The sequence below is a fragment of the Amycolatopsis mediterranei genome (assembly GCF_026017845.1).
GTDB classification, from domain to species: Bacteria; Actinomycetota; Actinomycetes; order Mycobacteriales; family Pseudonocardiaceae; genus Amycolatopsis; species Amycolatopsis mediterranei.
Genome location: NZ_CP100416.1, coordinates 5,917,788 through 5,944,109 on the forward strand (window position 1 = coordinate 5,917,788; position 26,322 = coordinate 5,944,109).

The 26,322-nt window shown below is 71.3% G+C and carries 27 protein-coding genes; 10 read left to right on the forward strand and 17 right to left on the reverse strand.

Annotated features, from left to right (window positions below):
* Window positions 1-206 precede the first annotated feature (206 nt).
* The 3 genes from ISP_RS26430 to ISP_RS26440 are packed head-to-tail and all read left to right on the forward strand — an operon-like array spanning window position 207 to window position 2,961.
* A complete protein-coding gene (locus ISP_RS26430) occupies window positions 207-1,088 on the forward strand; it encodes an ABC transporter permease (RefSeq protein ID WP_013226900.1) in 882 nt (293 codons plus the stop codon).
* 30 nt (window positions 1,089-1,118) lie between these two features.
* The gene (locus ISP_RS26435) at window positions 1,119-2,132 is read left to right on the forward strand and encodes an ABC transporter substrate-binding protein (RefSeq protein WP_034286161.1); all 1,014 of its coding nucleotides are present in this window, start codon (window positions 1,119-1,121) and stop codon (window positions 2,130-2,132) included.
* 1 nt (window position 2,133) lies between these two features.
* Window positions 2,134-2,961: an ABC transporter ATP-binding protein gene (locus tag ISP_RS26440; RefSeq protein ID WP_013226902.1), complete on the forward strand. Its 828-nt coding sequence runs from the start codon at window positions 2,134-2,136 to the stop codon at window positions 2,959-2,961.
* A 31-nt stretch (window positions 2,962-2,992) separates the two neighbouring features.
* Here the strand turns inward: ISP_RS26440 and ISP_RS26445 are convergent, their stop codons facing one another.
* Window positions 2,993-4,357 (reverse strand): sensor histidine kinase, encoded by a 1,365-nt coding sequence (locus tag ISP_RS26445; RefSeq protein WP_013226903.1) that lies wholly within the window; start codon window positions 4,355-4,357, stop codon window positions 2,993-2,995.
* Complete coding sequence (locus ISP_RS26450) at window positions 4,348-5,019, reverse strand: response regulator transcription factor (RefSeq protein ID WP_013226904.1); 672 nt, start codon at window positions 5,017-5,019, stop codon at window positions 4,348-4,350. Before ISP_RS26450 ends, ISP_RS26445 begins: the two co-directional genes overlap by 10 nt.
* A 268-nt stretch (window positions 5,020-5,287) precedes the next feature.
* On the opposite strand from ISP_RS26450, the gene ISP_RS26455 reads away from it, so the two are divergent.
* Window positions 5,288-6,058: a DUF1996 domain-containing protein gene (locus ISP_RS26455; protein WP_230468357.1), complete on the forward strand. Its 771-nt coding sequence runs from the start codon at window positions 5,288-5,290 to the stop codon at window positions 6,056-6,058.
* Between the two features lie 114 nt (window positions 6,059-6,172).
* On the forward strand, window positions 6,173-6,715 hold the full coding sequence (locus ISP_RS26460) for a hypothetical protein (protein WP_013226906.1): 543 nt from the start codon (window positions 6,173-6,175) through the stop codon (window positions 6,713-6,715).
* 38 nt (window positions 6,716-6,753) lie between these two features.
* Here the strand turns inward: ISP_RS26460 and ISP_RS26465 are convergent, their stop codons facing one another.
* The gene (locus tag ISP_RS26465; protein ID WP_230468358.1) at window positions 6,754-7,209 is read right to left on the reverse strand and encodes a MarR family winged helix-turn-helix transcriptional regulator; all 456 of its coding nucleotides are present in this window, start codon (window positions 7,207-7,209) and stop codon (window positions 6,754-6,756) included.
* A gap of 95 nt (window positions 7,210-7,304) precedes the next feature.
* On the opposite strand from ISP_RS26465, the gene ISP_RS26470 reads away from it, so the two are divergent.
* Window positions 7,305-8,174 carry an alpha/beta fold hydrolase gene (locus ISP_RS26470; RefSeq protein ID WP_013226908.1) on the forward strand — a complete coding sequence of 290 codons (870 nt, stop codon included), beginning with the start codon at window positions 7,305-7,307 and terminating at the stop codon, window positions 8,172-8,174.
* Between the two features lie 44 nt (window positions 8,175-8,218).
* Here ISP_RS26470 and ISP_RS26475 read toward each other — a convergent pair whose 3' ends face one another.
* The 4 genes from ISP_RS26475 to ISP_RS26490 all read right to left on the reverse strand — a co-directional run bounded on the left by ISP_RS26475 (window position 8,219) and on the right by ISP_RS26490 (window position 12,273).
* On the reverse strand, window positions 8,219-9,838 hold the full coding sequence (locus ISP_RS26475; protein WP_013226909.1) for an MFS transporter: 1,620 nt from the start codon (window positions 9,836-9,838) through the stop codon (window positions 8,219-8,221).
* A gap of 110 nt (window positions 9,839-9,948) precedes the next feature.
* The gene (locus ISP_RS26480) at window positions 9,949-10,491 is read right to left on the reverse strand and encodes a MarR family winged helix-turn-helix transcriptional regulator (RefSeq protein ID WP_049878148.1); all 543 of its coding nucleotides are present in this window, start codon (window positions 10,489-10,491) and stop codon (window positions 9,949-9,951) included.
* Between the two features lie 294 nt (window positions 10,492-10,785).
* Window positions 10,786-11,502: an MIP/aquaporin family protein gene (locus tag ISP_RS26485; RefSeq protein ID WP_013226911.1), complete on the reverse strand. Its 717-nt coding sequence runs from the start codon at window positions 11,500-11,502 to the stop codon at window positions 10,786-10,788.
* Window positions 11,503-11,655: 153 nt separating this feature from the next.
* Window positions 11,656-12,273 carry a hypothetical protein gene (locus ISP_RS26490; RefSeq protein ID WP_013226912.1) on the reverse strand — a complete coding sequence of 206 codons (618 nt, stop codon included), beginning with the start codon at window positions 12,271-12,273 and terminating at the stop codon, window positions 11,656-11,658.
* Between the two features lie 84 nt (window positions 12,274-12,357).
* Here ISP_RS26490 and ISP_RS26495 point away from each other — a divergent pair, with 84 nt between their 5' ends.
* On the forward strand, window positions 12,358-14,283 hold the full coding sequence (locus ISP_RS26495; RefSeq protein ID WP_013226913.1) for a thiamine pyrophosphate-binding protein: 1,926 nt from the start codon (window positions 12,358-12,360) through the stop codon (window positions 14,281-14,283).
* Between the two features lie 48 nt (window positions 14,284-14,331).
* Here the strand turns inward: ISP_RS26495 and ISP_RS26500 are convergent, their stop codons facing one another.
* From ISP_RS26500 to ISP_RS26525, 6 genes are read right to left on the reverse strand one after another with little or no spacing between them, the layout of a single operon-like run.
* Complete coding sequence (locus ISP_RS26500; protein WP_013226914.1) at window positions 14,332-15,462, reverse strand: alpha/beta hydrolase family protein; 1,131 nt, start codon at window positions 15,460-15,462, stop codon at window positions 14,332-14,334.
* Between the two features lie 11 nt (window positions 15,463-15,473).
* Window positions 15,474-16,196, reverse strand: a complete 723-nt coding sequence (locus ISP_RS26505; protein ID WP_230468359.1) for an SDR family NAD(P)-dependent oxidoreductase — start codon at window positions 16,194-16,196, stop codon at window positions 15,474-15,476.
* Complete coding sequence (locus ISP_RS26510; protein WP_013226916.1) at window positions 16,193-17,092, reverse strand: fumarylacetoacetate hydrolase family protein; 900 nt, start codon at window positions 17,090-17,092, stop codon at window positions 16,193-16,195. The genes ISP_RS26505 and ISP_RS26510 overlap by 4 nt, the downstream gene beginning before the upstream one ends.
* Window positions 17,092-18,030, reverse strand: coding sequence for a VOC family protein (locus tag ISP_RS26515; RefSeq protein WP_013226917.1), 939 nt, complete (start codon window positions 18,028-18,030; stop codon window positions 17,092-17,094). The genes ISP_RS26510 and ISP_RS26515 overlap by 1 nt, the downstream gene beginning before the upstream one ends.
* 25 nt (window positions 18,031-18,055) lie before the next feature.
* Window positions 18,056-19,180 (reverse strand): FAD-dependent oxidoreductase, encoded by a 1,125-nt coding sequence (locus tag ISP_RS26520; RefSeq protein ID WP_013226918.1) that lies wholly within the window; start codon window positions 19,178-19,180, stop codon window positions 18,056-18,058.
* Window positions 19,181-19,204: 24 nt separating this feature from the next.
* The gene (locus ISP_RS26525; RefSeq protein WP_013226919.1) at window positions 19,205-20,167 is read right to left on the reverse strand and encodes a cyclase family protein; all 963 of its coding nucleotides are present in this window, start codon (window positions 20,165-20,167) and stop codon (window positions 19,205-19,207) included.
* Between the two features lie 85 nt (window positions 20,168-20,252).
* Here ISP_RS26525 and ISP_RS26530 point away from each other — a divergent pair, with 85 nt between their 5' ends.
* Window positions 20,253-21,197, forward strand: coding sequence for a LysR family transcriptional regulator (locus ISP_RS26530; protein WP_013226920.1), 945 nt, complete (start codon window positions 20,253-20,255; stop codon window positions 21,195-21,197).
* Window positions 21,198-21,280: 83 nt separating this feature from the next.
* Window positions 21,281-22,492, forward strand: a complete 1,212-nt coding sequence (locus tag ISP_RS26535) for an MFS transporter (RefSeq protein ID WP_013226921.1) — start codon at window positions 21,281-21,283, stop codon at window positions 22,490-22,492.
* Window positions 22,493-22,512: 20 nt separating this feature from the next.
* On the opposite strand, the gene ISP_RS26540 is transcribed toward ISP_RS26535, so the two are convergent.
* The 4 genes from ISP_RS26540 to ISP_RS26555 form a co-directional block, all read right to left on the reverse strand.
* Complete coding sequence (locus ISP_RS26540; RefSeq protein ID WP_013226922.1) at window positions 22,513-23,265, reverse strand: ATP-binding cassette domain-containing protein; 753 nt, start codon at window positions 23,263-23,265, stop codon at window positions 22,513-22,515.
* The gene (locus ISP_RS26545) at window positions 23,262-24,230 is read right to left on the reverse strand and encodes an ABC transporter permease (protein WP_034286165.1); all 969 of its coding nucleotides are present in this window, start codon (window positions 24,228-24,230) and stop codon (window positions 23,262-23,264) included. The genes ISP_RS26540 and ISP_RS26545 overlap by 4 nt, the downstream gene beginning before the upstream one ends.
* Before the next feature lie 13 nt (window positions 24,231-24,243).
* A complete protein-coding gene (locus tag ISP_RS26550) occupies window positions 24,244-25,305 on the reverse strand; it encodes a sugar ABC transporter substrate-binding protein (protein WP_013226924.1) in 1,062 nt (353 codons plus the stop codon).
* Window positions 25,306-25,490: 185 nt separating this feature from the next.
* A complete protein-coding gene (locus ISP_RS26555; protein ID WP_014467205.1) occupies window positions 25,491-25,613 on the reverse strand; it encodes a hypothetical protein in 123 nt (40 codons plus the stop codon).
* A gap of 184 nt (window positions 25,614-25,797) precedes the next feature.
* On the opposite strand from ISP_RS26555, the gene ISP_RS26560 reads away from it, so the two are divergent.
* A complete protein-coding gene (locus tag ISP_RS26560; protein WP_013226925.1) occupies window positions 25,798-26,295 on the forward strand; it encodes a SigE family RNA polymerase sigma factor in 498 nt (165 codons plus the stop codon).
* The last annotated feature ends 27 nt before the right edge of the window (window positions 26,296-26,322 follow it).

The window sequence follows — 26,322 nt, forward strand, 5'->3', positions numbered from 1 at the left end:
CACGCTGGGGAGATTCACTTTAGGGCGACGACGATGTGCCACCCGTGTGAGTTCGGTGTGAATCCTCAAATGCCGGCCGGTACTTCCCCCAGTGGTGTTAGGAATTTGACAGTCACCCGTCAGATCGTTCCGCTCGGTGCTGAAAGCGCTTTCCGCAGCGGGGCGATCCGGCCGCAGCAGGCTTTCCCGATGGGAGGATCCCGACCGTGACGGTACCCACGACCAGCGGCGACGGACGAGCGTTGCAGCCGGACGCCGGTCTGCGGGGCGTTTCCGTCCGGCCGGGCCCCCGCACCCGCGATCGGCTGCGGGACGGGGTGGACCGGCTGTGGCGTCCCCTGGCGCTGATCGCGGCGTGCGGGTTCCTCTGGTGGCTGGTCACCGCGCTCGGCGGGGTACCGGGCTACCTCGTCCCGTCACCCGGACGCACCTGGCAGGTCATGGTGGAGCAGGGCGGCTACCTGTGGCAGAACACGCTGACCACGACCGGGGAGACGCTCCTCGGTTTCGTCCTCGCCGCGGTGGCCGGGGTGCTGGCTGCCGTCGTGATGGTCTACTCGGTGACCGTCGAGCGGACGCTGTACCCGCTGCTGCTGTTCGCCCAAGTGGTTCCGAAGATCGCGATCGCGCCGCTGTTCATCGTCTGGCTGGGGTTCGGCACCCCGCCCAAGATCGTGGTGGCGGTGCTGATGGCCTTCTTCCCGATCGTCATCTCCGGGGTCACCGGGCTGCGGTCGGTCGACTCCGAGTTGCTCGAACTCGTCGCCACGATGGGTGCCAAACCGCTGCAGACGTTCCGCAAGATCCGGTTCCCGGCGTCCCTGCCGCACCTGTTCTCCGGGCTCAAGGTCGCGGCGACCCTCGCCGTCACCGGCGCGGTGGTCGGTGAGTTCGTCGGCGCGAACGAGGGCCTCGGCTACGTGATCCTCCAGGCGAACGGGAATCTCGACACCCCGATGCTGTTCGCGGGACTCATCATCATGTCACTGCTCGGCGTGCTGTTGTTCGCCGTCATCGAGGTCACCGAACACCTCCTACTGCCGTGGCATTCGAGCAGGCGAAGCAGCCCGGTAACCGCCACCTACTGATCTTCCGGCCCGATTGGAGAACCCGCACCGATGAGAAGCCGTGCTCTGCGCCGGTTGTGCGCGCCGTTGATCCTCTTGCTCGCGACGGCCTGCGGCGGTCCGGCCGCGACCGCCCCGGACGCCCAGGGCCTGAGCAAGCTGACCCTGACCCTCAACTGGTACCCCTACGGCGAGCACGCGCCCCTGTACTACGGCCTGGCCCACGGGATCTTCAAGAAGCACGGCCTCGACCTGACCATCCAGGCCGGGCAGGGCTCCGGCAAGACCGTGCAAGCGGTCGGCGGCGGCAAGACCGACTTCGGCTGGGCCGACACGCCGGCGCTGCTCTCCGGCGTCGCGAGCGGCTTGCCGGTCCACAGTGTCGGGGTGTTCCTCCAGAGCACTCCCGCCTCGGTCGAGTTCTTCTCCGACCGGAACATCACCCGACCCCAGGACCTCAAGGGCAAGACGATCGCGACCACGGCCGGGGACGCGCTGAGCGCGACCTTCCCCACGTTCCTGCGGGGCTTCGGCATGTCCACAAAGGATGTGACCCTGCAGAACGTCGACGCCGCCGGCAAGATCGCCGCGGTCATCAGCGGAGGCGCCGACGCACTGCTCGGGTTCTTCCACGACCAGGGCCCGACCCTCGCCGACAAGAGCGGCAAGCAGGTGTCCTTCCTCCGGTTCGCCGAACACGGCTTGGACTTCTACAGCACCGGCCTGGTCGCGAACGACTCGACCATCAAGAGCCGCCCCGGCCTGGTCCGGGAGCTGGTGGCGGCCGTCAGCGAGTCCTTCACCGCCGCGATCGGCGACCCGGCGGCCGCGGTGGCCTCGATGGCCGGCGTGAACCCCCAGCTGCCCCCGGCCGGCGTGCTGACCACGTCGTGGCAGGACACCATCAAGCTGCTGCACACCGACCGCACCCGAACCTCGGCGCCCGGCGTCGACACCGCCGAAGACTGGCAGGCGACCATCGACACGTTCGCCAGGTCCGGAGTCCTGAAGAACCCCGGCTCCCCCAGCGAATACTGGGACGCCGGCTTTGCCCCGAAGGCGTGAAATGACGACCTGGACGAGGTTCCGGCCCGATGCGACCTCACGGCCGGACGGGGACGGCTCCGCCGCGGTGACCATGGAGCAGGTGTCGGTGCGGTTCACCGCCCGCCGCACCCGGGTCACCGCGTTGCGGGACGTGTCCTTCGACGTCGCACCCGGTGAGTTCGTCTCCATCGTCGGCCCTTCGGGCTGCGGGAAGTCGACCCTGCTCAAGGTGATCGCGGGCCTGACGAAGCCGTCGGCGGGCACCGCGTCGCTGTTCGGCCTGCCCGTCACCGCGCCACGGCCGGACATCGGCTACGTCTTCCAGCGCGCCGCCCTGCTCGAATGGCGGTCCGTCCGGCGCAACATCGCGCTGCAGGCGGAACTGCGGCACCTGCCCCGGGGCAGCGCGAGCGAACGGGTCGAGGCGCTGATCGGGATGACCGGCCTGCGGGGGTTCGAGGACGCACTGCCGCACGAGCTCTCCGGCGGTATGCAGCAACGGGTTTCCCTGTGCCGGGCGCTGGTGCACGAGCCGCCGGTACTGCTGATGGACGAGCCCTTCGGCGCGCTCGACGCGTTGACGCGTGAGCAGATGAACGTCGAGCTGCGCCGGATCTGGCGAGAGACCGCGACCACTGTCCTGCTGGTCACCCACTCCATCGCCGAGGCCGTCTACCTGTCGAACCGGGTGATCGTCATGAGCAGCCGGCCCGGCAGCGTGCTGGAGATCGTCGACGTCGACCTCCCCCGGGACCGGGACTACGTGGCGACGATGGCCGCACCGGGGTTCGCGACCGCCACGGCACACATCCGGGAACTGCTCGGCGCCCGCACGACCGCCGACTGAGCACCACCGCGGACACCGAAGCGCCCCGGCGTCAGCCGAGCGGGATCCGGATGCCGACCCGGGCGCCACCGGAGGGCCGGTTCGCGGCGGCCGCCTCGCCGCCGTGTGCCCGCGCGACGGCCCGCACCACCGCGAGACCGAGGCCGCTGCCGCCACCGGCGCGGGAGCGGGCGGTGTCGGCCCGGCGGAAGCGTTCGAACGCCTGCTCGGCGAATCCGTCCGCGAATCCCGGTCCCTCGTCGGCCACCTCGATCAGCAGGCCGTCGCCGTCAGCGGTGGCCGAGAGCACGACTTCCGACCCCGGCGGGGCGTGGCGGAGCGCGTTGGCGAGCAGGTTGTCCAGCACCTGGCGGATCCGTCCCGGATGCAGCGGCGCCGCCAGGCTGCCGTCGGCCACCACTCGCAGGTCGACTTCCTTCCCGGCGGCGACCGGCCGGGCGGCGGTGACGGCGGCGTCCAGCAACGGCAGCACCGGCTGGCCCGGCATCCGGTCGACGGGCACGTGGTCGTCGTCGGCCGCGAGCACCAGCAGGTCGTCGACCAGCCGGCCGAGCCGGATCGTCTCCTGTTCCGCATGGCGGACGGCCTCCCGCAACTCCGGCAAGCTGCGACCCGGCGCACCGGCCAGCTCCAAAGTGGTCCGCAGGTTCGTCAACGGAGTCCGGACCTCGTGCGAGGCATCCGCGACGAACTGCCGCTGGCGCGTGAGTCCGGCCGAGATCCTGGCCAGCAGGGCGTTCATGGTCTCGGCCAGCGCGGCGACCTCGTCCCCGGTGCCGGGCACCCGCACCGGCGTGGACGGATCGGTCTCGGATATCCCGGAGACCTCGCGGCGCAGCTGTTCCACGGGTCTCAGCGCGGCGCCCGCCAGCAGCCAGGCGCCCCAGCCGCCGACGAGCACCGTCACGGCCGCGGCACCGCTCAGCCACCAGGTCACGCGCCTGGTCAGGTCGTTCTGCAGGTCCAATGGCGTCGCCACGACGACGGTCCAGGTGCCGGCCGCGGTTTCCGCCGGTGTCGCGTACAGGCGGTAGTCCGGCCCGGTGCCGACCGTCCGGTAGCCGCCGCCCCGCCGGGCGGACTTGACCTGGCCCGCGTCGAGGAGCGTGACGCCGCCGAGGTCGGGGGACCCGGCGGCGGCCTTCCCGCTCGGGTCGATCAGCTGGATCAGCAGGTTCGCGTGCGCCGGGGTCATGGCGTGCACGGCGGCCGGGCCGTCCCGCGCGACCACCCTGGCCAGCCGGACCGCCCGCGACCGCAGCTGGCCGTCCAGCCGGTGGTCCAGACCCAGGTCGAGGGTCGCCGCGAACAGGACGATGCCGATCGCCGTGAGCACCGCGGCGGTGAGCACGTACACGGCCGTCAAGCGCGTCCGGACCGGAAGGTTCAGGGGCACGTGACCCGCAACCGGTAGCCGACGCCGCGAACGGTCTCGATCAGGTCCTGGCCGACTTTGTGCCGCAGGTAGCGGACATATTGGTCGACCACGTTCGAGGTGACCGGATAGCGGTAGCCCCAGACCTGGTCGAGGATCCGCGAGCGGGTCAGCACCTGGTCCTGGTGGTGCATCAGCAGTTCGAGGAGCGTGAACTCCGTCGCCGAGAGGTAGACCTCCGACGGGCCGGACCAGACCCGGCGGCTCAATGGGTCCAGCCTGAGCGAGCCGGCCTGCAGCCGCACGGCGACGTCACGCCCGATACCCGCGCGGCGGGTCAGCGCGCGCACCCGCGCGCACAGTTCGACGAAGCTGAAGGGCTTGCACAGGTAGTCGTCGGCGCCCGCGTCCAGGCCTTTGACCCGATCGGACACCGAGTCGCGGGCGGTGAGCATCAGGACCGGCACGTGCCAGCCCGACTGCCGCAGCCGGGCGCACAGCTCGAAGCCGTCCACGTCCGGGAGCATCACGTCGAGGATCGCCGCGTCGTGTTCCATCGACGCGGCGGTCACCAGTGCCTGGGAACCGCTTTCGGCGATGTCGGTCGCGTAGCCTTCTTCGGCGAAACCACGGCCCAGCAGTTTCGCCATGTAACCCTCGTCCTCGACGATCAGCAGCCGCATGGTGAGTGCATTTTAACGAGCGTGATCGTCGAACGCCAGAGACGCGCCCGCGGCGTTGCTCGAATGGAGGCGAAGGCAAGATGTGAGAATTCAAATCTGCTCCACATGATCACCACATCGTCACCGCTCTACGCTGAGCGCGGGCCTGCAACTCCAGCGAAGGAGCACCAAGACCATGCGACTCGGGCTACGAAAGTCTCTTCGACGTCCGGCAACCCGCACAGTCGCAGCCGGCGGCGTCGCACTCGCCTGCCTCATCGCGACCGGCGTGCCGGATGCGGCCGCGGTGGGCGGCGGCGGTTTCACCGGAAAGTTCGAAAACCTGTGCAGCTACACGCACACGAATCAGGACGACGCCATTCTCTTCCCCAACCAGCCCGGCGCGTCGGCACACCTGCACGACTACGTGTCCAATCCCGCGGCGGACGCGAACTCCACCGCGGCCAGCCTCCGGGCCGGAACCACCAACTGCGTCAACAACCTCGACTTCGCCTCGTACTGGGCACCGACGCTGTACAGCGGCACCACGGCGGTGCACACCGCGAGCGACACCATCTACTACCTGACCAACGGCAAGAAGAACGTGCAGCCCTATCCGTTCGGCTTCAAGGAGATCGCCGGCAACGCGAGGGCCACCAACCCTTCGCAGGCCCAGAACATCCTGTGGGGCTGCTCGACGACCGCACCGACACTGCCTGAGGCACCGAACTGCGCCTCCGGCGAGCAGCTGCACGTGCGGGTGAACTTCGCCGACTGCTGGGACGGTGTCCACCTGGACAGCCCCGACCACGTCAGCCACGTCGCCTACAGCACCAAGAACGTGTGCCCGGCCGGGTTCCCGGTGCCCATTCCGATGCTGAGCATCCTGTTCAAGTACCCCACCGCCAACGGCGCCGTCCTGAAGACCTCGGCCGGGATGGGGACCTACAGCATGCACGCCGACTTCTTCAACGCCTGGGACGTCAAGGAGCTGCAGCACATGGTCACCATGTGCCTCGACGCGGGCAAGGACTGCGGCCGGCCCACCGGTGTCCAGTAGCGACGGTCGACCGCGCCCGGCGCCGAGGGGATGCGGCACCACCGGCGCATCCCCTTCGCCCGTGGTGCCGGCGAGGTTCGACGCCGACATCCCCGCCCCCGGACGGAGGTTCCCGTGATCCGGCTGATCGTGGTCTCGTTGCTCGCGGCCGCCGCGGTCGTGGCCGCCGGCTGCGGCAGGCCGCCGGCTCCGGCCGGCCCACCGTCCGCGGCGCCGTCCCACCTCCCCTCCGACACGCCGTCGAAGGCGGCGTCGATGGTCTGCGCGGACGAGGCGCAGCACGAGATCTCGCTCAGCCTCCAGCTCGAACTCGCCCGGCCGGTGACGCCGACCTGGTCGGACCACCTGTACTCCTGCCGCTACCCCTACCCGGTCGGCACGATGACGTTGTCGGTCAAGGAACTCGCCGGCACCGCCGCCGCGGCCTCGTACTTCACCGCCCTGCGAAGCCACGTCACGCGGCCGGTCACGGTGCCCGGCCTCGGCCAGGAGGCCTACCGCGAACCGGACGGATCACTCGTCGTGCACAAGGACTTCATGGTCCTGCGGATCGACGTCGGCGGTCTGCCCGGCCGGTTCGGGCAACCGCCGCTGTCCAGGTCCGAAGCCGCCCGCCGCGTCGGTGCCGACATCATGGCCTGCTGGACCGGGCACTGAGTCCCCGAGCGAACTTGATCCCGGCCGGGGCCGCGGGATCAGTCCTGCAGGTCCTCCGCGGTGAACGAGCGTCGTTCGGTGAGCTGGGCCAGGTGCGCTTCCAGGGTCTCGAGCTGCTCGGGTCCGATCCGGGCTGCCCAGCGGCCGCGCACGTCGTCGAACAGGGCACCGCCGATGGCCATCAGCTCGCGGCCTCGCGGAGTGACCCGCACGCGCTTGCGGCGTCCGTCGCTCGGGTCGGGCTCGCGGTCGACGTAGCCGAAGTCCTCCAGCACGGCGATGGTCTGCGCCGCCGCCTGCTTGGTCACCGACAACCGGCGACCGAGCTCGGAGGCGGTGTCCGCACCCGCCTCCACCGCGCGCAACGCGAACTCGTGCACCGGGCGGACGCCTCGGTGGCCGCGCTTCGCGAGCTCCACGTTCACCTCGTCGACCATCGAATGGAACCCGCCGAGCAGCAGAAGCGCGAGCTCGGCACCACTGGACTGCGCCATGCGGCCGATCATACGAGGCCCGGCCATATAGACAAGTTACTTGTCCATCCCCTAGGGTTCGACAAGTAACTTGTCCATCTGCTCGAAGGGACCTCATGGACCGCCTCGCCGCCACCATCCCCGGTGTCGACCACCACCGGATCAGCCTCAACGACACCGAACTGCACTACGTCGCCGCCGGCACCACCGGATCTCCCGTCCTGCTCGTGCACGGCTTCCCCGAGACCTGGTGGGTGTTCCACAAGCTGATCCCCCTGCTCAGCGCGCACCACCGGGTGTTCGCCGTCGACCTTCGCGGATTCGGCGACTCCGCCACCGCCACCCGCGAGCACGACAGCGCGACCGCGGCGAACGACCTCAGCGACCTGATCACCCGCCTGGACGTCGGTCCCGTCCACCTCACCGGCCAGGACATCAGCGGCCCCGCGACGTTCCGGGTCGCCGCAACCCACCCCGAACTCGTCCGCAGCTACACCGGAATCGAGACCGGACTCCCGGGATTCGGCGCCGAGAGGCTCGCCGACGTCACCCACGGCGGCGCCTGGCACATCGGCGTCCTCGCCGCTCCCGGCATCCCGGAAATGCTCCTCGCCGGACGTGAGCGGGAGTTCATCGCCGACTACGCGATCCCCTCCCTCACCGCGAACCCCGGCGCGTTCACCGACGCCGACATCGACGAGCTCGTCCGCTCCTACGCCCGACCCGACGCCTTCGCCGGCGCCGCCGGCCTGTACCGGTCGCTGCTCTCCGACGGCGAAGAACTCCGCCGGCTCGCGACTCGGAAGCTGGACATGCCCGTACTCGCGGTGGCAGGTCGCTCGGCGAACTTCACACCCGCCACGCTGCAGCAGGTCGCCACCGACGTGACCGCCGTTCACATCGAACGGATCGGCCACTACGTGGCCATGGAAGCCCCCGGCCAGCTCGCGGCGGCCCTCCACTCCTTCTACACGAACGTCGATTGAACAAGCGCTTCAGGTTGTTCTGCGGCGGGCCGTGCCGGCTGCGCTCAGGGCCGTTCGTCCGCGTCGGGTCCGGTGAACACGTCCTGGTTTCGCCGTCGGCCCAGCAGCGTCAACGCGATGAGGGCGGCCGCCGCGGCGGCGATGCCGCACACCAGGTAGCCGATGGCGTAGGCGTGGGAAAGGGCGTGGAACGCGACGTCTTTGAGGGGGTTGAACGGGATCGGTGTGCCGTCGGGTCCCGGTACCGTCGCCGGGACGCCGTTCTCCCCGAGCGGGCCGGACTTCACCGCGTGGACGGCCGCTTCCACCGCCGGGCGCTGGGCGGCGGGGACGTGCTGCGGTGCGGCGTAGAAACTGTCCAATGCGGACTTGAGAGAAGGGGACGAGGCGATTTCGGCGTTGATCGCGTTCGCGGCGTTCGTCAGCGCGATCGCGCCCACGATGGCGGGCCCGAGCGTCAGGCCGCCGTCGCGCAACATGCTCGTCGCCCCGCTGGCCATGCCGGCTTTGGACGTCGGGACGCTGTTGACCGCGACGACGGTGATGGAAGTGACGGCCAGCTTGAACCCGGCGCCGACGACCAGCAGCGGAGCCGCGACCGCCCCGATGGAGAGGTTCGTGGCCGGGATGGCGGCGAGCACGAAGTCGCCGATCCCGATCAGCGCCATCCCGGTGCCGAGCACGACGCCGGGGCTGAAGCGCTCGACCACCCGGGTGCTGACCGGGAACAGCACCACGCCCATCACGTTCAGGCAGAAGAAGCCGAGGGACGTCGCGAGCGGGGTGTACTCCTGGATGGCCGACAGCCGGATGCTCGTCGCATACGCGGTGCCCAGGTAGGCGAACATGCCGACGACCGTCACCACCGCGGAGACCGTGAACATCCGGTTGCCGAACAGGTCCAAGCGGATCAACGGCCGGTCCACCCGGCGCTCGATCACCACGAACAGCACCATGAACACGACGGCCACGACGAACCCGCCGATCACCGGAACGCTGCCCCAGCCGTCGTCGGCTCCCTGGATCACCGCGTACAGCAGCGCGAACAGGGACACCGCGATGGTGATCTGGCCCGGCCAGTCCAGCGACCGGCCCACCGGCGCTGCGGAGTTCTGCGCACCCACCAGGGTGATCGCACAGCTGACCACGGCCAGGACCGCCATGGCGAGGAAGGCGTAGCGCCAGCTCGCGTACGCACCGCCCGAATGGGGGATGCGCGCCAGCAGGCCGGCCAGCACCGGCGAGATGAAACCGGCGCCGGTGAGGGCGGCGGCCCAGATCGAGATGGAGTGCGCGCGCTGCCGGACGCTCTGCGTACCCGCGGCGAGCATCGCGATCGACGTCGGGAAGATCGCCGCGGCTCCGATGCCGGAAACCACCTGACCGGTGATGAGCACCCCGGTGCCGCCGCTGGGCGTGAAGAAGCCGAGCAACCCGCCCACGGCCATCAGCGCGGCGCCGGCGGCCAGCAGCCGCTTGCGTCCGAAGAGGTCGCCGACCACGCCGAAGGACAGCTCGAGCAGGGTCACCGGAACCAGGAAGGCGTCGGAGATCCAGGTCAGCGTCGTCGACGAGGTGTGCAGGTCCTGGTTGATGAAGCCGTTGATGACGGCCGGGATGGACAGGCCGATCTGGGCGATGGCGACGGCCGCTGCCGCAGACACCAAGGTGCCCCGTCGGAGCTCCACTGGTGCAGCCGGGCCGGAGGGGGCGACGGTCTCACTCACGATTGTGAAGCAAACCACACCGAAAACCAGATGTACAGGTTTCCTGACTATCGCCTGAAGGTGGGCTTCTTCCGTGATTTTTCGTCCACCGCGCGAGGTGCGGGGTCACTTTCGACCCCGTGCTCGAGCAGGGCGCGACGGCACAGTTCCAGCGAGCGTTGCAGTTCGCCGGCCTGGCCGTCGGAAAGCAGCGAGAGCATCCGGTCCTGCAACGCGGCCACCTCCGGCCGGAGCCGGTCGAGCAGCCGCTGCCCGGCGGGCGTCAGGGCGATGACGAGGCGGCGGCGGTCGGCGGGGTCGCGATGGCGCTCGATCAGGCCGCGGTTCAGCAGCGTCGTCACCATGTCGGCCATGCTCTGGTCGGTGACGAACGAGTGCCGGGCCAGCCGCGCGGCGGTGAGATCGGGGTGGCGTTCGAGGACGGTCAAGGCGGTGTACTGCAGCGTCGTGATGTCCGCCGGACGGACGAGGGCGTCGAGTCCGGCGCGCACGGACAGTTCGACCTGCTTCACCAGGTACAGCAAAGTCGACGGCGTCGCCACCGGATCGGCCGCACCGGCCCGGTGCGCCTGAGTATCACCAGTCTTCATGGTCAGCCAGGACCTCCCTGGACAACCATCGTAGGCGGCTGCCCGGACCCGGACGACCGAGCGAGATCGAGCGGGTCCAGCGCAAGGCCCGGGCGTGGTACCCGGCCGGCAGCTCCGGCGGCTCAGCCATCCGCGATCGGTCGTTCCCCCTTGTCCGTCGGCTTGGCCCGATCGTTCCGCTGCACCGGACAGCGATGTCGCGGCACCACCGTGGGCGGGGCGTCGTCGAGGGTCCAGCCGAGCGCCGCGGCGGTTCGCAGAGCACAGGTGCGGCACGGGTCGTCGCCGTTCACGTCACACCCCGGCCTCGACCGCCGGGCGGCGGGTGACGAGGTAGTCGCTCAGGAACGCGGCGGCCAGACCGCCGACGAGCGGGCCGGCGAGATAGGCGAAAAGCTGGGACCACGCAACACCCTGGCCGGCGAAGAACAGCACGATGTCCGGGCCGAAGGTGCGGGCCAGGTTCACCGAGGCACCCGTGAGCGGACCGAACACCATGATCTGGGTGGCCAGCGCGAGCCCGATCCCGATGCCGGCCACGCCCCTGGGCGCGTCCGGCGCGACAGCCAGCGCGAACACCGCGGTGACCAGGATGAAAGCGCCGATCGCCTCGGCCACCAGCGCCTGGACGTAGCCGGCCCCGGCGCCGAAGGTCGTGGCGCCCAGCCCGGCCGCGGTGGCCGTGTCGGCGTAGGTGGCATAGACCAGCGCGGCACCGAGCACGCCGCCGGCGAGCTGCGCGACTACGTAGGCGGGGACCTCCCGCCAGGAGAACCGGCCGCGCGCGGCCAGTGCGACGGTGACCGTCGGGTTGAAGTGCCCGCCCGACACCGAACCGAAGGCGTAGATCGCGACGGCCAGTGCGAGCCCGTGCGCCAGCGCGACGATCAGCAGACCGGGCCCACCCGCACGGGCCGCCGCGACGGCAACCGCGGCGCCGATGCCGAACAGGCACAGGATGGCCGTGCCGGCGAGCTCGGCCACCAGGCGACGAACCAGAGACGTGTCCATGTACTCGTCCTTTCCTTGCTGTACAAGGGAAAACGGGACGGCGGCACAGACTGACGTTAGAGACTCACCACCTCGGCAGACACCGCCGATCGGCCAACGTAAGCGATTGGTAAGAACCACTGGGAAACAGGCCGGCGGTCAGCTGCCTTCGTGTCACCGTTCGTGGACGAGACGCCGGCCGGTGGCGAAGAACTGCACCACCGCGGCCACGTCCGTCAGCTCGCGCATCGGGCGGGCGGCACCGAAGGGGGCGTTCCAGAACTCGCCGCTCTCCGGTTCGAACGGGCCGACGTAGGCGTAGGGCTCGCCGAGGTAGCCATCGCCCGGGGAGACGCCGTAGTTGACCTCGTCGACGGCGATCGCGACGTCGAAGTGTTCGGGCCACAGCACCGGGGCGGCGTCCGGCGCGAACTCGCGCAGCGCGCGGTCCCCGTCGGCGAAGGCCCGGAGCAGGAGCTTCAGCGGGTCGGCGGCGAAGACGATCGTCTCGCCGGGCCGGACGCCGGGACCGCCGGAGTAGACGCCCGCGGGTTCGCCCGCCTCGAGACCCACCTCCGCCGCCACGTCGGTGTACGTGCGCCCGGTGAGTCGCACCCGGGCGGAACCCGCACGGAGCTCGTCCCCTTCGACGCGCAGCGCGGGCTCGGCGGCCGTCGCGAAACCGCCGTCGACCACGGACAGGTCGATGCGCCCGGTCGCGCGGTGCTGCGGGCCGGCGAGCAGCAGCTCGGCCACCCCGTGCAGGGACCGCCTGGTGGGTTCCCAGTCCATTCGAACTCCTCGTGTAACGCCCGGGAGGGTTCCGGGCACTGAGCCAGCCGTCACCGCAGTGTCCCGGAACCCTGGAGGCGTTACATGGCGGACTGGCATCGGGTGGACCCCGCCGACGTGCCCGCGGACGGCCGCGTGCGCAGCGTCACCGTGGACGGCCGCAGCGTCGCGCTGTCGCGGTGTGGCGCGCGGCTCGGCGCGTTGGAAAACCGCTGCCCGCACCAGGGCGGGCCGCTCGGCGAAGGCTCGATCGAGAAGGGCTGGCTGCGCTGCCCCTGGCACGGCTACGACTACGACCCGCTGACCGGGCAGCCACCCGAAGGCTTCGGGGACGCCGTCACCACCTACCCGGTCGAGGAACGCCCCGACGGCGTCTTCGTGGAGCTGCCCGAGCCCGCCGCCGCGGTGCGGACGGTCGCCGATGTGCTGGTCGAGACGCTCGTCGCCTGGGGTGTCCGGCACGTGTTCGGCATGGTCGGGCATTCGAACCTCGGCTTCGCCGAAGCGTTGCGGCGCGCCGAAGCCCGCGGCGAGCTGACGTACGTCGGGATCCGGCACGAAGGCGCGGCGGCGTTCGCGGCGAGCGCGTACGGCAAGCTCACCGGACGCCCCGCGGCGTGCTTCGCGATCGCCGGGCCGGGCTCGACGAACCTGCTCACCGGGCTCTACGACGCCAAGCTCGACGGCGCGCCGGTGCTCGCGATCTCAGGACAGGTGCCGTCGAAGGTCCTCGGCCGCGGCGCGTTCCAGGACGTCGACCTCTCGGCGGTCTTCCGCGACGTCGCCGTGTCCACCACCACCGTCCACAGTGGAAGTGACCACGCCGAGCTGGCCGCGCTGGCGGTCAAGCATGCCCTCGACCGGCGGGGCGTGGCGCACCTGGTCCTGCCCGACGAGGTCCAGGTGCAGCCGAGCGACGCCACGCCGGCCACCCCGGACGGACGCTGGGTGCGCCGGTCCGGGCCACCGGACGCCGCCTCGGTCACCGCGGCGGCCGCGCTCGTCCGCGACGCCCGGCGGCCGGTGTTCGTCGTCGGCCACGGCGCCCGGGACGCCGCCGCCGAGGTCACCGCGCTGGCCGAACGCCTCGGCGCCCCGGTGCTCACCACGTTCAAGGCCAAGGGACTGGTGCCCGACACCCATCCGCTCGGCGCGGGCGTGCTCGGCCGCAGCGGGACGCCGGCGGCCAGCTGGCTGATGAACGAAGCCGACCTGCTGATCGCCGTCGGTGCGTCGTTCAGCAACCACACCGGCATCGCCGCGTACAAACCGATCCTGCAGCTCGACGACGACCCGGCCGCGATCGGCCGGTTCGACGCGGTGACGACCGCGCTGCTGGGCGACGCCCGGCTCGCCCTCGGGGCCCTGACCGCGGAGCTGCGGGAGACGAAGGCCGAGGACCAGCGGCCCGACGTCGCTGCCCGCTGGGCGATCTGGCGGGCCGAGAAGGCCCGCCGCGTCGCCGACGACCGCGGCCGGGGCGTCTCGGCGGCGGCGGTGTTCGACGCGCTGTCCCGGCACCTGCCGGAGGACGCCGTGGTGACGGTGGACGTCGGCAACCACGCGTACTCGCTGGGACGCTACCTGGAGTCGAAGGGCCAGCCGGTCTTGATGTCGGGCTACCTCGGCTCCATCGGATTCGGCTACCCGGCCGCGCTGGGCGCGTGGGCGGCGGCGCCGGACCGTCCGATCGTGGCGGTCACCGGCGACGGCGGGTTCGGGCAGTACGCGACCGAGCTGACCACCGCCGTCAAGTACGGCATCCCGGTGAAGCACCTGCTGCTGAACAACAACGCCCTCGGCAAGATCAGCAAGGAGCAGCTTGCCGGGGACTACCCGGTGTGGCAGACGTCCCTGGTCAACCCGGACTGGGCCGCCTACGCCGAACTCTGCGGCGCGACGGGCATCAGCGTCACCGCACGCGACCAGCTCGACGAAGCCATGGCGGCGCTCTTCGCCGCCGACGGCCCGGCCCTCCTCTGCGTCGAGCAAGATGCGGAGCTCCTCTGACGGGATCGACCAGGCCCGACGAGTTCGGGGTTGAGAGCGTGCCGGCGGCTACTGCGCCAGGGTGTCGGCGACCCAGTCGGCGATGTACGTGCTCGTGTGGGACAGGTGGTCGAGGCCGATGTGCTCCGTCGCGCCCTCCTCCGCGGTGAACAGCCTCAACCGGCGGTGGGGGCTGTTCACCGCCTGCTCGTACGAACGGCGCGCGTAGGCCACCGGGATCTGGCGGTCGTTTTCGCCGTGGCAAATCAAGAACGGCACCGTGATGTGCTCGACGACGCCGTCGAGGTGCACCGCGTCCGCGAATTCGGGGAACGTCTCGAGGTTGTCGTGGCCCCAGACCCACAGCACGTGCTCCCAGTAGTGCGGCACCGGACGTTCGCCCTCGCGCTCCAGACGCCTTCGCTGCACCGCACCCCAGTTGTGGTTGGCGCCCCAGGCGACCACGAGTGCCAGGCGCTTCTCGAACGCCGCCGCGCGGGGGGCGTAGTAGCCGCCCAAGGACCAGCCGACCAGGCCGATGCGGGTGGGGTCGACGTCGTTGCGGGATTCCAGGTAGTCCACGCACGCCGTGGCCCAGCCTTCCGTCTCGACGCGCGCCGTCAGGCCCTGGACGCGCAGCGCCTCGCCCGAACCCGGGCAGTCGACCATCAGGCAGGAGATGCCGCGGGCGGCCAGCTCGGCCCAGTGCCCGGACGAATACATGTGCTCCTTCGTCGAGTCCAGGCCGTTCCACATGATCATCACCGGCGCCCCGGGGCCCGCCGAGCTGAAGTACGCGGGCAACGTCGTCCGCTCGAAGGGCACCGCCACGCGGGTCACCGCGGGATCCATGGCCTTCTGCTGCAGTTCCAGCACGCGGCGGTAGGTGTCGAGCCGGCCGGGCGTGGACGCGCTCTGCAAGCGTTCGGCCTGGCACAGGTAGTTGGCCGCGCGGGCGTAGAGCTGCCCGGCGGTGCGGGCGTGGCCGGCCTTCTCGGCCTCTTCGGCCTGGCCGACGAGCTGGTCGGTCAGCGCCGTCCACGCCCGCAGGAAATCCCGGGTGCCGGCGTCCTCGCCCTGGGCGGCGGCTTCGCGGATGGGACGGCAGGCGCGGTCGACCTCGTCGATGAGGCCGCCGCTGTTGAGGGTGGCGACGACGCCGAGGTTCCAGACGTAGTTGCCGGGGAAGTACTCGAACACGGGGGTTCCTCTCAGGTTCGTGCTGCTTCGCTGATCGACTTCACACCGCCGTGCGCGGTCATCCCGCCGTCCACCGGGATGTCGGCACCGGAGATGTAGGAGGCCTCGTCGCCGAGCAGGAACGCGACGACGGCGGCGACCTCGGCGGCCGTACCGGTCCGCCCCAGCGGGGTCTCGGCGACGTTCGCCGCGCGGAACGCGGGTGGTGCCGACGCGGTCATCGGCGTGTCGACGTACCCGGGGTGCACGGCGTTGACGCGGATGCCGCGGCCACCCAGTTCGAGGCAGGCCGCCCGGGTGAAGCCGCGCAACGCCCACTTGCTCGCGGTGTAAGCCACCGGGAAGTGGCCGGTCAGCGCGGCGGCCGAGCCCACCACGACGATCGACCCGCCGGTCGGCATCACCGGCAGGACCGCCCGCACCGCCCGGTGGACGCCGCCCACGTTGACCTCCAGCACGCGGGCCAGGTCGGCCGGGTCCAGCTCGCCGAGCCGGGCCCGCCAGGTGACGCCCGCGTTCGCGACCAGGCCGTCGATCCGGTCCAGCCCGGCCACGAGCCGGGCCCACCCGGCGGAGTCCGTCACGTCGAGCTGCCGGTAGTCGACGCCGGGCAGGTCCGCGGTCTCGGCGAGGTCGGCGCCGATGACCGTGGCGCCGTCCGCGGCCAGGCGCCGGGCCACCGCCGCGCCGAGGCCCTGCCCGGCGCCGGTGACCAGCACGGTCTTGCCCCTCACCGCGCCCGGTCCCGGGTGCGGGCCGGGCGGACCGGCGGCAGGTCGATCCCGGCGACGACCGTGTTGCGGATGCTGCCGATGCCCTCCACGGTCATCTCGACGACGTCACCGGGCCGCAGCGGCGGCGGGTCCTGCGCACCGCGGCGGCCCCACAGCTCGGCGAGGCAGCCGCCGTTGCCGCAGGTACCCGAGCCCAGCACGTCGCCGGGCCGGAGCCGGGTGCCGCGGGCGGCGTAGGCGACGAGCTCCTCGAACGGCCAGCCCATGTTGGCCAGCCGGTCGTGCCCGATCTCGACGCCGTTGACCGACACCCGCAGGTCCAGATCGAGGAACCCGTCTTCGTCCACAGTGAACTCGTCCGCGGTCACCAGCCACGGCCCGAGCGTCGTGACGGAATCCTTTCCCTTCGCGGGCCCCAGTCCCACCTTCATCTCGCGGCGCTGGAGGTCGCGGGCCGACCAGTCGTTGAAGATGGTGTAGCCGAAGATGCCGTCCGGGCCCAGCACGGCCGCGACCTCCAGCTCGAAGTCGAACAACCGCGAGCCGGGCGGGATCGGGACGTCGTCGTGCGCGCCGGCCAGCGCGGCCGGGTTGGTGAAGTAGAACGTCGGCGCTTCGTACCACTCCGGCGGCACCGGACCGGGAGCGACCATGCCCTCGACGTGCTCCTCGAAGGCGACGAAGTCCCGGACGGACGGCGGTTCGAGCGGCGGCAGCAGCCGCACCTCGGTCAGCGGCACCGACGGTCCATCGAGGACACCGGCATCGAGGGCGACCGGCAGGCCGGACCGCACCAGGTCCAGCACCGTCACCCCGGCCGGGAAGGCGTGGACGCCGTCACCGGAGACCACGCCGGCGCGCACCGCGCCGCGGTGTTCGTAGGTGGCGAGCCGCATCAGACCGGCGGGGCCACGAAGAGGCCCTTGTCGGGGTCGTTGAACGACTTCCGCGCGACGAACTCGTTCATCGCGTTCGCGGTGCCCCACTGGTCGGACACCTCCGGCTTCGAGAAGTCGTGCAGCTGCGGGTGCCAGCCGTCCTCGTCGACCTGCTCCAGCTCGGTGGTGTACTCGACGGTGTTGCCGTGCGGGTCGAGGAAGTAGCTGAAGGTGTTGTGGCCGGCCAGGTGCCGGCCCGGACCCCAGATCTTCTCGACGCCGGCGCGCAGCAGCCGCCCGGTGCCGCGCATGTACTCGTCGAGGCCGCGCAGCTCGAACGACGCGTGGTGCAGCGCCGGGTGCGGGCCGCGGGCGATCGCCAGGCTGTGGTGCCACGCGTTGATCCGCAGGAAGTACATCATCGCCCCCATCCGCGGGTGCATCAGCGTGTCGGAGAGGCGGAACCCGAGGTGGCGTTCGTAGAAGGCCCGGGTGCCTTCGGGGTCGGCGGAGTTGACGACCACGTGCGACAGTCGCACCGGGACGGACTCGCCCTCCTCGATCCGGCGGTGGGCGCGCGTCCCGACGTCCGCGCTGATCTCGATCGTGCGGCCTTCGTTGTCGAAGAACCGGAACCCGTATCCGCCGCCCGGGGTGTCCAGCGCGCGGGGCTCGTGCACGAGCGTGATCCCGGCCGCGGCCAGGCGGCCGGCCAGGGTGTCGACGTCGGCGGCCGTCGCGACGCCGAAGGCGATCAGGTCGATCCGCTTGTCCGCGGCGTGCCGCAGCCGGACGACGTACTGCTCCGGCGACCCTTCGGCGGCGAGGAAGGTGATCCCGGTGTCGGAGTGCTCCTCGGCGAGGCCCCAGGCGCCGGTGTAGAAGTCCTGCTGGCGCGCGAGGTCGGGCACGGCGAGGTCGACGTGCCGCAGGTGGGTGATCAGGCGGTCGGTCACGGTCTTCGTCCTTTCAGGCGGCTGGTCAGGCGGGCTGGGACACGAGGTCGCCGATGCGGCGGACCAGGCCGGGCACGTCGCCCTGCTCGTGGTCGAGCAGCCACCGGCCGATCCGGTTGGAAGCCTCGACGACGGTCTTCGCGCGGTCGTGGCGGCGGGCGGTGAACTCCGCCCAGAGGTCGTCGTCGACACCGTCCCGGCTGAGCAGCAGCTCGGCCAGCACCGCCGCGTCTTCGAGGGCCTGGGCGCCGCCTTGGGCGAGGGTGGGCGGGCAGGAGTGCGCGGCGTCGCCGACGAGCACGACCCGGCCGCGGTGCCACGGCTTCGGCACGACGTGCGTCTCGAACCGCGTGTAGTTCACCCGGCTCGCATCATCCAATGTGGACCGGATCTCGTCCCACGGCCCGTGGTAGGCGGCGGCGAGCCGGCGCAGGGTGGCGAGCCGCTCCGGCGGCGTCAGTCCACTGTGGTCCCGGAAGTCCTCGACGACGAACGCGTAGAGGGAGTCCGGACCGGTCGGTGTGTACCCGGCGATGTAGGACGGGCCGCCGTAGCACAGGTCGGTGTGGGTGATCGACGCCGGACGCGGCCCGAACGCGCGCCAGATCCCCATGCCGATCGGCTGCGGCGTGACGTCGATGCCGATCATTCCGCGGATCGCCGAGTGGATGCCGTCGGCGCCGACCACGAGGTCGTACCGGCCGGCCGTCCCCGAGGCGAGCGCGACTCCGACGCCGGAGCCGTCCTGGTCGAGCCGGGTCACGGTGTCGCCGAAGCGGATCTTCACGCCGGTCTCGCGGACGCGGTCCAGCAGGATCCGGGCCAGCGCCGGCCGCGGCATGCCCATCGAGGCGGGCAGGTCGGGCCCGCCGCTGCGGACGTCGGGGATCTCGGCCAGCAGGGTCCCGTCCGGTGCGCACAGGCCGAGGCAGTCGAAGGGGTACCCGGCCGCCTCGGCCCGCGGCCACACCCCGAGCCGGCGCAGCTCGCGCAAGGCGTTGCCCTGCAGCGTGATTCCCGACCCGATGGCCGCGACGTCCGGCTTGAGCTCGACGAGGTCGACGGCGACGCCTTCCTGCGCGAGCAGGACAGCCGTGGCGGCCCCGGCGAGACCGCCGCCGACCACCAGCACCTTCGTTACCGCGGGCATGTGAGGACTCCTTCGTCCTGGGCGTTACTTGACGGCGATGGGCGCGACCGGTGCGCCGACCGCGCCGGTCACCGGCAGCGGGGCGGCGGTGAGCCAGAACTCGTGGACGCCGTCGGCCGCGCAGTCGGCGGCGAGGGTGTCGAGGTCCCACATCTCGCCGAGGAACAGGCCGAGGTGCGGGATGGCCACCTGGTGCAGGGGCTGGAAGGCGTCGTCGAACTCGTTCGGCCGGACTTCGACGCCCCAGGTGTCGGTCGCGACGCCGGCGATCTCCGAGCCGTACAGCCAGTCCACTGTGGAGAAGGACAGGCCGGGCGAGTCGCCGCCGGCGTAGTCGCCCCAGCCTTCCCGCCGGGCGCGGGCGAGCCGCCCGGTCCGCACCAGCAGGAGGTCGCCGCGGCCGACGCGCGCGGTGCTGCCGTGCTCGGCGATCGTCGCCTCCAGGTGGTCCGCGGTGATCGCGAAGCCGTCGGCCAGCTCGCCGCCGGTTCCGAACACCCGGCCCACGTCCAGCAGCACGCCACGGCCCGCGAGCAGCCCGGCCGTGGTTTCGATGCCGGTGACGCGGTCGCCCTCGCTGGTCACGACGTCCCCCGCGCGCCGGCCGTTGTAGGCGAGGCCGTGGTCGAAGATGTGCCCGAGGCCGTCCCACTGCGTCGAGGCCTGCAGCGGCATGGACACCACGTCGTCGGCGCCGCCGATGCCGTGCGGGAAGCCCTGCGTGCCGCGTTCGGCGTCCGTGCCGGTGTCGAGCATGGTGTGCACCGGGTTGGTGCGCCGCCGCCAGCCCTTCTGCGGCCCGTCGGCGTCGAAGCGTTGCGCGAGCGAGAAACTCGCGCCGCGCCGGACGAGCGCGGCGCCTTCGCGGCGCTTGGCGTCGTCGAGGAAGTTCAGGGTGCCGAGGACGTCGCCGGCACCCCAGCGGCCCCAGTTGGAGCACCGCTGGGCCGCCGCCGCGATCGCGCCCTCGGGATCGGTTCGGTCCACGCCTTCACTCTCGGTGCGCGGGCGGTATCAGGGAAGACGAAATCGTTAATGTGCGGTATCAGCGGCGTTGATACTGTGGTCGGCTGTGAACCTCGCCCGGTTGGACCTGAACCTGCTGGTGGCCCTGGACGCGCTGCTGCAGGAGCGCAGCGTCACGCGTGCGGCCGAGCGGATGGGACTCGGTCAGCCGGCGGTGTCCGCCCAGCTGGGCCGGCTGCGCCGGCACTTCCACGACGACCTGCTGACCCGGGCCGGCAACCAGTACCGGCTGACGCCGCTGGCCGTACAGCTCAAGGAACGCGTGCGGGTCGCCCTGTCCGGCGCCGAACGGGTCTTCGCGGCCGAACCCGACTTCGATCCCGCGTCGTCCACCCGCGAGTTCTCGATGCTGATGAGCGACTACGGCATCGCCGTGCTCGGATCGGGAATCGCCGCCCGGCTCGCCGAAGAAGCGCCGGGCACCCGGCTGCGGTTCCCCGCGAACACCCCGAAGATGGTCGACGCGGCCGTGCACGAACTCGTCCACACCGACCTGCTGGTCATCCCGCACGGGTTCGTCGACGACCTGCCGCACGCGGACCTCTACCGCGACGAATGGGTGTGCCTGGTCGCCGCGGACAACACCGGCGTCGGGGCGTCGCTGACCGTCGCGCAGCTGGAGACGATGCCGTGGGTCGTCACCTACCACGGCCCCACCGCGTCCACGCCCGCCGCGCGGCAGATGCGCATGCTCGGGATCGAGCCGCACGTCCAGGTGGTCACCGAGACGTTCCTGACCGTGCCAGGGCTCATCGCGGGCACCGACCGGGTCGCCCTGCTCCAGCGGCGCCTGGCGGACGGGATCCCGGACGAGCTCGGCGTGCGCGCCGTGGCGTGCCCGTTCGATGCGGCCCCGCTGGTCGAAGCCATGTGGTGGCACCCGATGTACGACGCCGACCCCGAGCACCGCTACCTGCGGGACGTCGTCATGCGGACGGTGGCGGCGGTGATCGGCATCGACGGCGTCGATGCGCCGCTTCGGCGGAAGTGATTTCCGTATCCCCGCACCGGGGCTGACACTTCGACGCACACGCCGGTCGCCGAAGACCGGCTCGGTGTCTCCCGGAGCTGCCCGTGTCCGATCAGTCCGTCTCCGCTCCCCCGCTCACCACCGATCCCGCCGGCGGCCGGCAGGCCGGCCCCGCCCAGGCGGTCGTGCTGCTGCTGGCCAGTTGCCTTTCGGTGCTCGGCGCGGTGCTGCTCGCCCCCGTCCTGCCCCGCATCCAGGACGCGTTCGCCGGCACGCCGGGCGTCGCCACCCTCACCCCGATCGTGCTGACCGTGCCCGCGCTGGTCATCGGGCTCACCGCGTCGATCGCCGGCCGCGTCGTCGACCGGCTCGGCCGCAAGCGGCTGCTGGTGGGCGCGCTCGTCGTGTACGCGTTCCTCGGGACCGCGCCGCTGTGGCTGTCGTCCCTGCCGCTGATCGTCGCGAGCCGGGTGCTGGTCGGGCTCACCGAGGCCGCGATCATGACGTGCTGCACGACCTTGCTCGCCGACTACTTCCACGGAGCCGAGCGGGACCGGTACTTCGGCCTGCAGACCGTCTACACCACCGTCGCCGCAACGGTTTTCTTCGCCGTCGGCGGCCTGCTCGGCTCGTGGGGCTGGCGGACGCCGTTCTGGCTCTACGCGGTCAGCCTGCCGCTCGCGTTCGCCGCCGCGCGGGTCATCCGGCCGCCGTCGCAGACCCGGACCGGGGAAAAGCTCCCGCCCCTGCCGTGGCGCGCTTTCCTGGCGCCGGTCGGCGTCACCTTGGCCGGCGGCCTCGTGTTCTACGTCCTCATCGTCGAACTGTCCTATGTGCTCGACGGCATCGGCGTCACCGCCACGGCCACCGTCGGGCTGGTCAGCGCGGCCGGCTCACTGGCCACCGCCGTCGCGGCGTACCTGTTCCCCCGGCTCGCCAAGCGGGGTCCCGCCGCCACCATCCCCGCGGCGTTCGTCCTGTGCGGACTCGGCATCCTCGTCCTCGCGCTGGCCACCTCGGTCCCGGTCGTGGTGCTCGGCGCCGTCGTGACCGGCTTCGGCAACGGGCTGCTGCTGCCCGCCCTGCTCACCTGGGCGCTGGGCAGCCTGACGTTCGCCCAGCGCGGCCGGGGCACCGGCATCTGGACCTCGGCGCTGTTCATCGGCCAGTTCGCCAGCCCGCTCATCGTGCTCGCGCTGGCCGCGGCCACGACCGGCCTCTCCCCGGCCCTGCTCGTCGTCGGCGCCGCGGCGCTCCTGATCGCCCTGGTCGCCGGGATCGTCCACCGCACGCGGTGGGCCGCGGCCCGAGCTTGACCAGGAGTCCACCGTGGCTTTCACGATCCGCCGAGGCGGTACTCCGCGTTCACCAGCTCGAGGAGCTCGGCCACCGACGTCTCCGCGGCCGGGCGGTCGAAGGTGATCTCGCCGTGCTGCAGCAGGTTCACCCGGTCGCAGACGTCGATCACCTGCCCGTAGTTGTGGGCGATGAGGATGATCGCGATGTCGCCGCGGCGTTTCAGCTCCTGCAGCAGGCGCAGGATCAGCGCGCTTTCCTTGGCGCCCATCGCGGCGAGCGGTTCGTCGAGCAGCAGCAGCTTCGCCTTCGAATACACCGAGCGGGCGACCGCGATCGCCTGGCGCTGGCCACCGGAGAGCATGCCCACTTCGGCGGTCACCGACGGGATGTCGATGCCGATCGAGTCGAGGGCCTCCCGGGCGCGGCGTTTCATTTCGCCGCGCTTGAGGAACGGGAGCGGGCGGTGGGTCAGTTCGCGGTTCAGGTGCAGGTTCAGGTAGACGGGCAGGTCGTCGACCATCGCCAGGTCCTGGAACACCGTCTCGATGCCCAGTGACCTCGCGTGCACCACCGACTTCAGCGTCGTCGGCTCGCCTTCGAACAGGATGCGGCCGCCGTCGGGCTGGTGGTAGCCGGTGAGGATCTTGATCAGCGTCGACTTCCCGGCGCCGTTGTCCCCGATGAGCCCGAGGACCTCGCCGCGCCGCACGTGGAGGGTGATGTCGGCGAGCGCGGTGACCGGGCCGAACTGCTTGCGGACCCCCTCGACCCGGATGACGTCGGCGGTCATGTCAGCTCCCGGGAGCCGGCGCGCTTGCGCACCATGATCAGGGTCACGTTGAGCACCATCGCGACCAGGATGGCGGCGCCGAGGACGATGTTGAACGCGTTCGCGCTGACCCCGGTCAGGTTGAACCCGTCGAACACGATGCCGAGCAGCAGCGCGCCGAGGAACGCGCCGACCACCGTGCCGGATCCGCCGAGCAGCGCCGTGCCGCCGATCACGGCCGACGCGACCGCGAAGAACATCGTGGTGAACCCGCCGTTGGTCGGGTCGTACGAGCCGACCCGGGTGCCCTGCAGGATGCCGGCGAGCCCGGCCAGGGTGCTGGTGATCGCGAAGTTGACCACCTTCACGCGGTTCACCGCGATGCCGGACTCCGCGGCGCCGACCGGGTTCCCGCCGGTGGCCTGGGTGTGGATGCCGAACCGGGTCGCCGAGAGCACCACCTGCATGACGACGACCACCCCGGCCGCCCACAGGAACTCGGTCCAGCGCGCGCCCCCGAAGACGTCGACCACCCAGCTGTCCTTCGGCGCACCGACCGGGCGGGCGTTCGAGATGATCAGGACCAGGCCCTGCAACAGGAACGCCATGCCCAGGGTGGTGATGAACGACGGGATGTTCAGCAGGGTCCGGATCAGCCCGTTCACCACCCCGACCAGCGTGCTCACCACGATCGCGCCGGGCAGCGCGAGCCACAGCGGCCAGCCGTTGACGAAGAACAGCATGAGCAGGAACGGGGCGAGGGTGAACACGAACCCGGCGGAGAGGTCGATTTCGCCGCAGATCAGCAGCATCACCTGCCCCGCGGCGATGATCGCCCACGGGGCGACGTACTGGGCGATCGTCTGGTAGTTGTCCGGGGAGTTGAACGCGGCACTGGTCACCGTGAAGTAGCTTCCGGCGGCGATCGTGACCAGCAGGATGCTGAGTTCCTTGACCCGCATCACGCCGAGCAGCCAGGGTCTCATCGACATCCCCCCGCTACCGGCCCGGCACCGACGCCGGCGGCAGCGGGATCGCGCTCGGCATCCCGATGACGTCCTTGTTGTCGCCGCCCTCGAACCGGCTGTGGGCCGTCGCGTACGGGCCGACGTTCTCCTTGGTGACGAACGTGAGGCCGGTGTCGGTGGCCGGCGGCGCGACCAGCGTGCCGGACAGCCGGAACAGGTACAGGTAGAGCACGGACAGGAACCCCTGCAGGTACGGGGACTGGTCGATGGTGAAGTCGAGCGCGCCGCCCTTGACTCCGGCGACCGTGTCGTCGAGCAGGTCGAATCCGCCGGCGCCGACCTTGCCCGCCAGGCCGCGATCGGCGACCAGCTTCGCGCACGCGGCGGTGCTGCCGGCGTCGACCGCGTAGATCCCCTTCGCCGCGGAGTTCCCGGTGAACGCGGCGGTCATCGCGTTCAGCTCGCCGGCCTGCTCGGCCCCGGTGTTCACCGACTGGACGCGCACGCCGGGCGCGGTCTGCTTCAGCGCATCGGTGATGCCGTCCAGCCGCGGCTGGACGTTGTTGCCGCCCGGCTGGGAGATGCCGACCAGGATGTCCCCGGAGGTGATCTTCTGCGCGATGCGCTGTCCCATCCGGAAACCGGAGAGGTACAGGTCCTGGCCGACGTAGGTGAGCGGGTAGTTGCCGGCCGCACTGGCGTTGTAGGCGATCACCGGGATGCCCTGGCCCAGCGCCCGCTTGGTGAGCTCGACGAAGGCGTGGTCGTCGGTCAGCGCGACGGCGATGCCGTCGACCTTGCTGTTGATCGCGGTCTCCATCGCGCTCGCCATCTGGGCGACGTTGCCGTTTTCCGAGCCGGTCCACTGGGGCTCGGGCACGCCGAGCAGCGCCGCCGCGTCGGCGAGCCCGGACCGGGTCGGGACGAAGAAGGAGTTGGTGGTGACGTGGTTGACGAACACGAACCGCCACCCCGGATTGCCTGGGAACGGCCCGGAATGCCCGCCGTTCTGGGCTTGCTGGACCCCGGTGCACGCGGACAGCACGGCGCCGGCGGCCACCACGCCACCGCCCGCGCCGAGGTACTTCAACACCGCTCTCCGGGAACTGGCGCCTGGTTCGGACATCATCGGAGTGACCCCCATTCAGCTCAGCGGCAGCGCGGGAATCCTCGGCTGACCACCGGTGGATTTCCTGCCCTGCACCGCAATCGACGTTCCTGCCTCCGGCGGCCGAGGTGCCGCCGTCCGCGCGCTGCCGGCCCTTGCCGGATCCCTGGTCACCGGCTGCCCCGGCCGCGTCGCCGCAGCTGCCGGAGTGCGGCGGCGAGAACCGCACCGGGATCGGGCGCCAAGGCCTCCTGCGCCCGCAGGGTGCGGCGCAACTCGTCGAGATCGGCCATCGCACTCTCCTCCGCCCCGGGCCGCTGTCCCCGGGAGAACCCTTCGCACCGCACACCCTCAAGACGCCGCCTGCCGCGCACTCTGTTGCGCCGGCGTCCGAGATTCTGGGAGCGGTCCCACGGCTCGCCGGGAATTTCCGGCGGAAACGCAACAGGATGCCGGGGTCGGCGCATCTGACTTGATGTGCACTTCGAAGAGTTCGCACGGGCGGAACTGCCCGGATCGGTGCGGTTCGCGGCCGTCCTGACCGGCGACCGCGAACTGGCGCAGGACGTGGTGCAGGACGCGCTCGTGCGCGCGCACCAGCAGTGGCGCCGGGTGGCCGCGGCCGACCGGCCGGAGCTGTACCTGCGGAAGATGGTGGTCAACGGCTACCTCTCCTGGCGACGCCGCTGGTACCAGCGCTCGGTGCAGGCCACGCCGGACGTCACGACGTTCGCCGAAGCGGCCACTCCCGACCACGCGGACCGGATCGTCGACGCCGACCGGCTCGCCCGGCTGCTGGGCGCCCTCTCGCGGGCGCAGCGGGCCGCGATCGTCCTGCGGTTCTACGAAGACCTCGACGACAGCGAGATCGCCGAGGTGCTCGGGTGCGCGGTCGGCACCGTCCGCAGCCACATCTCCCGGGGGCTCGGCGCCCTTCGCGTCCAAATCGCGGACGGCAAGCAGGTCGCGTGCTGACCGCCCCGGAAACCTCGAGGAAAGGAC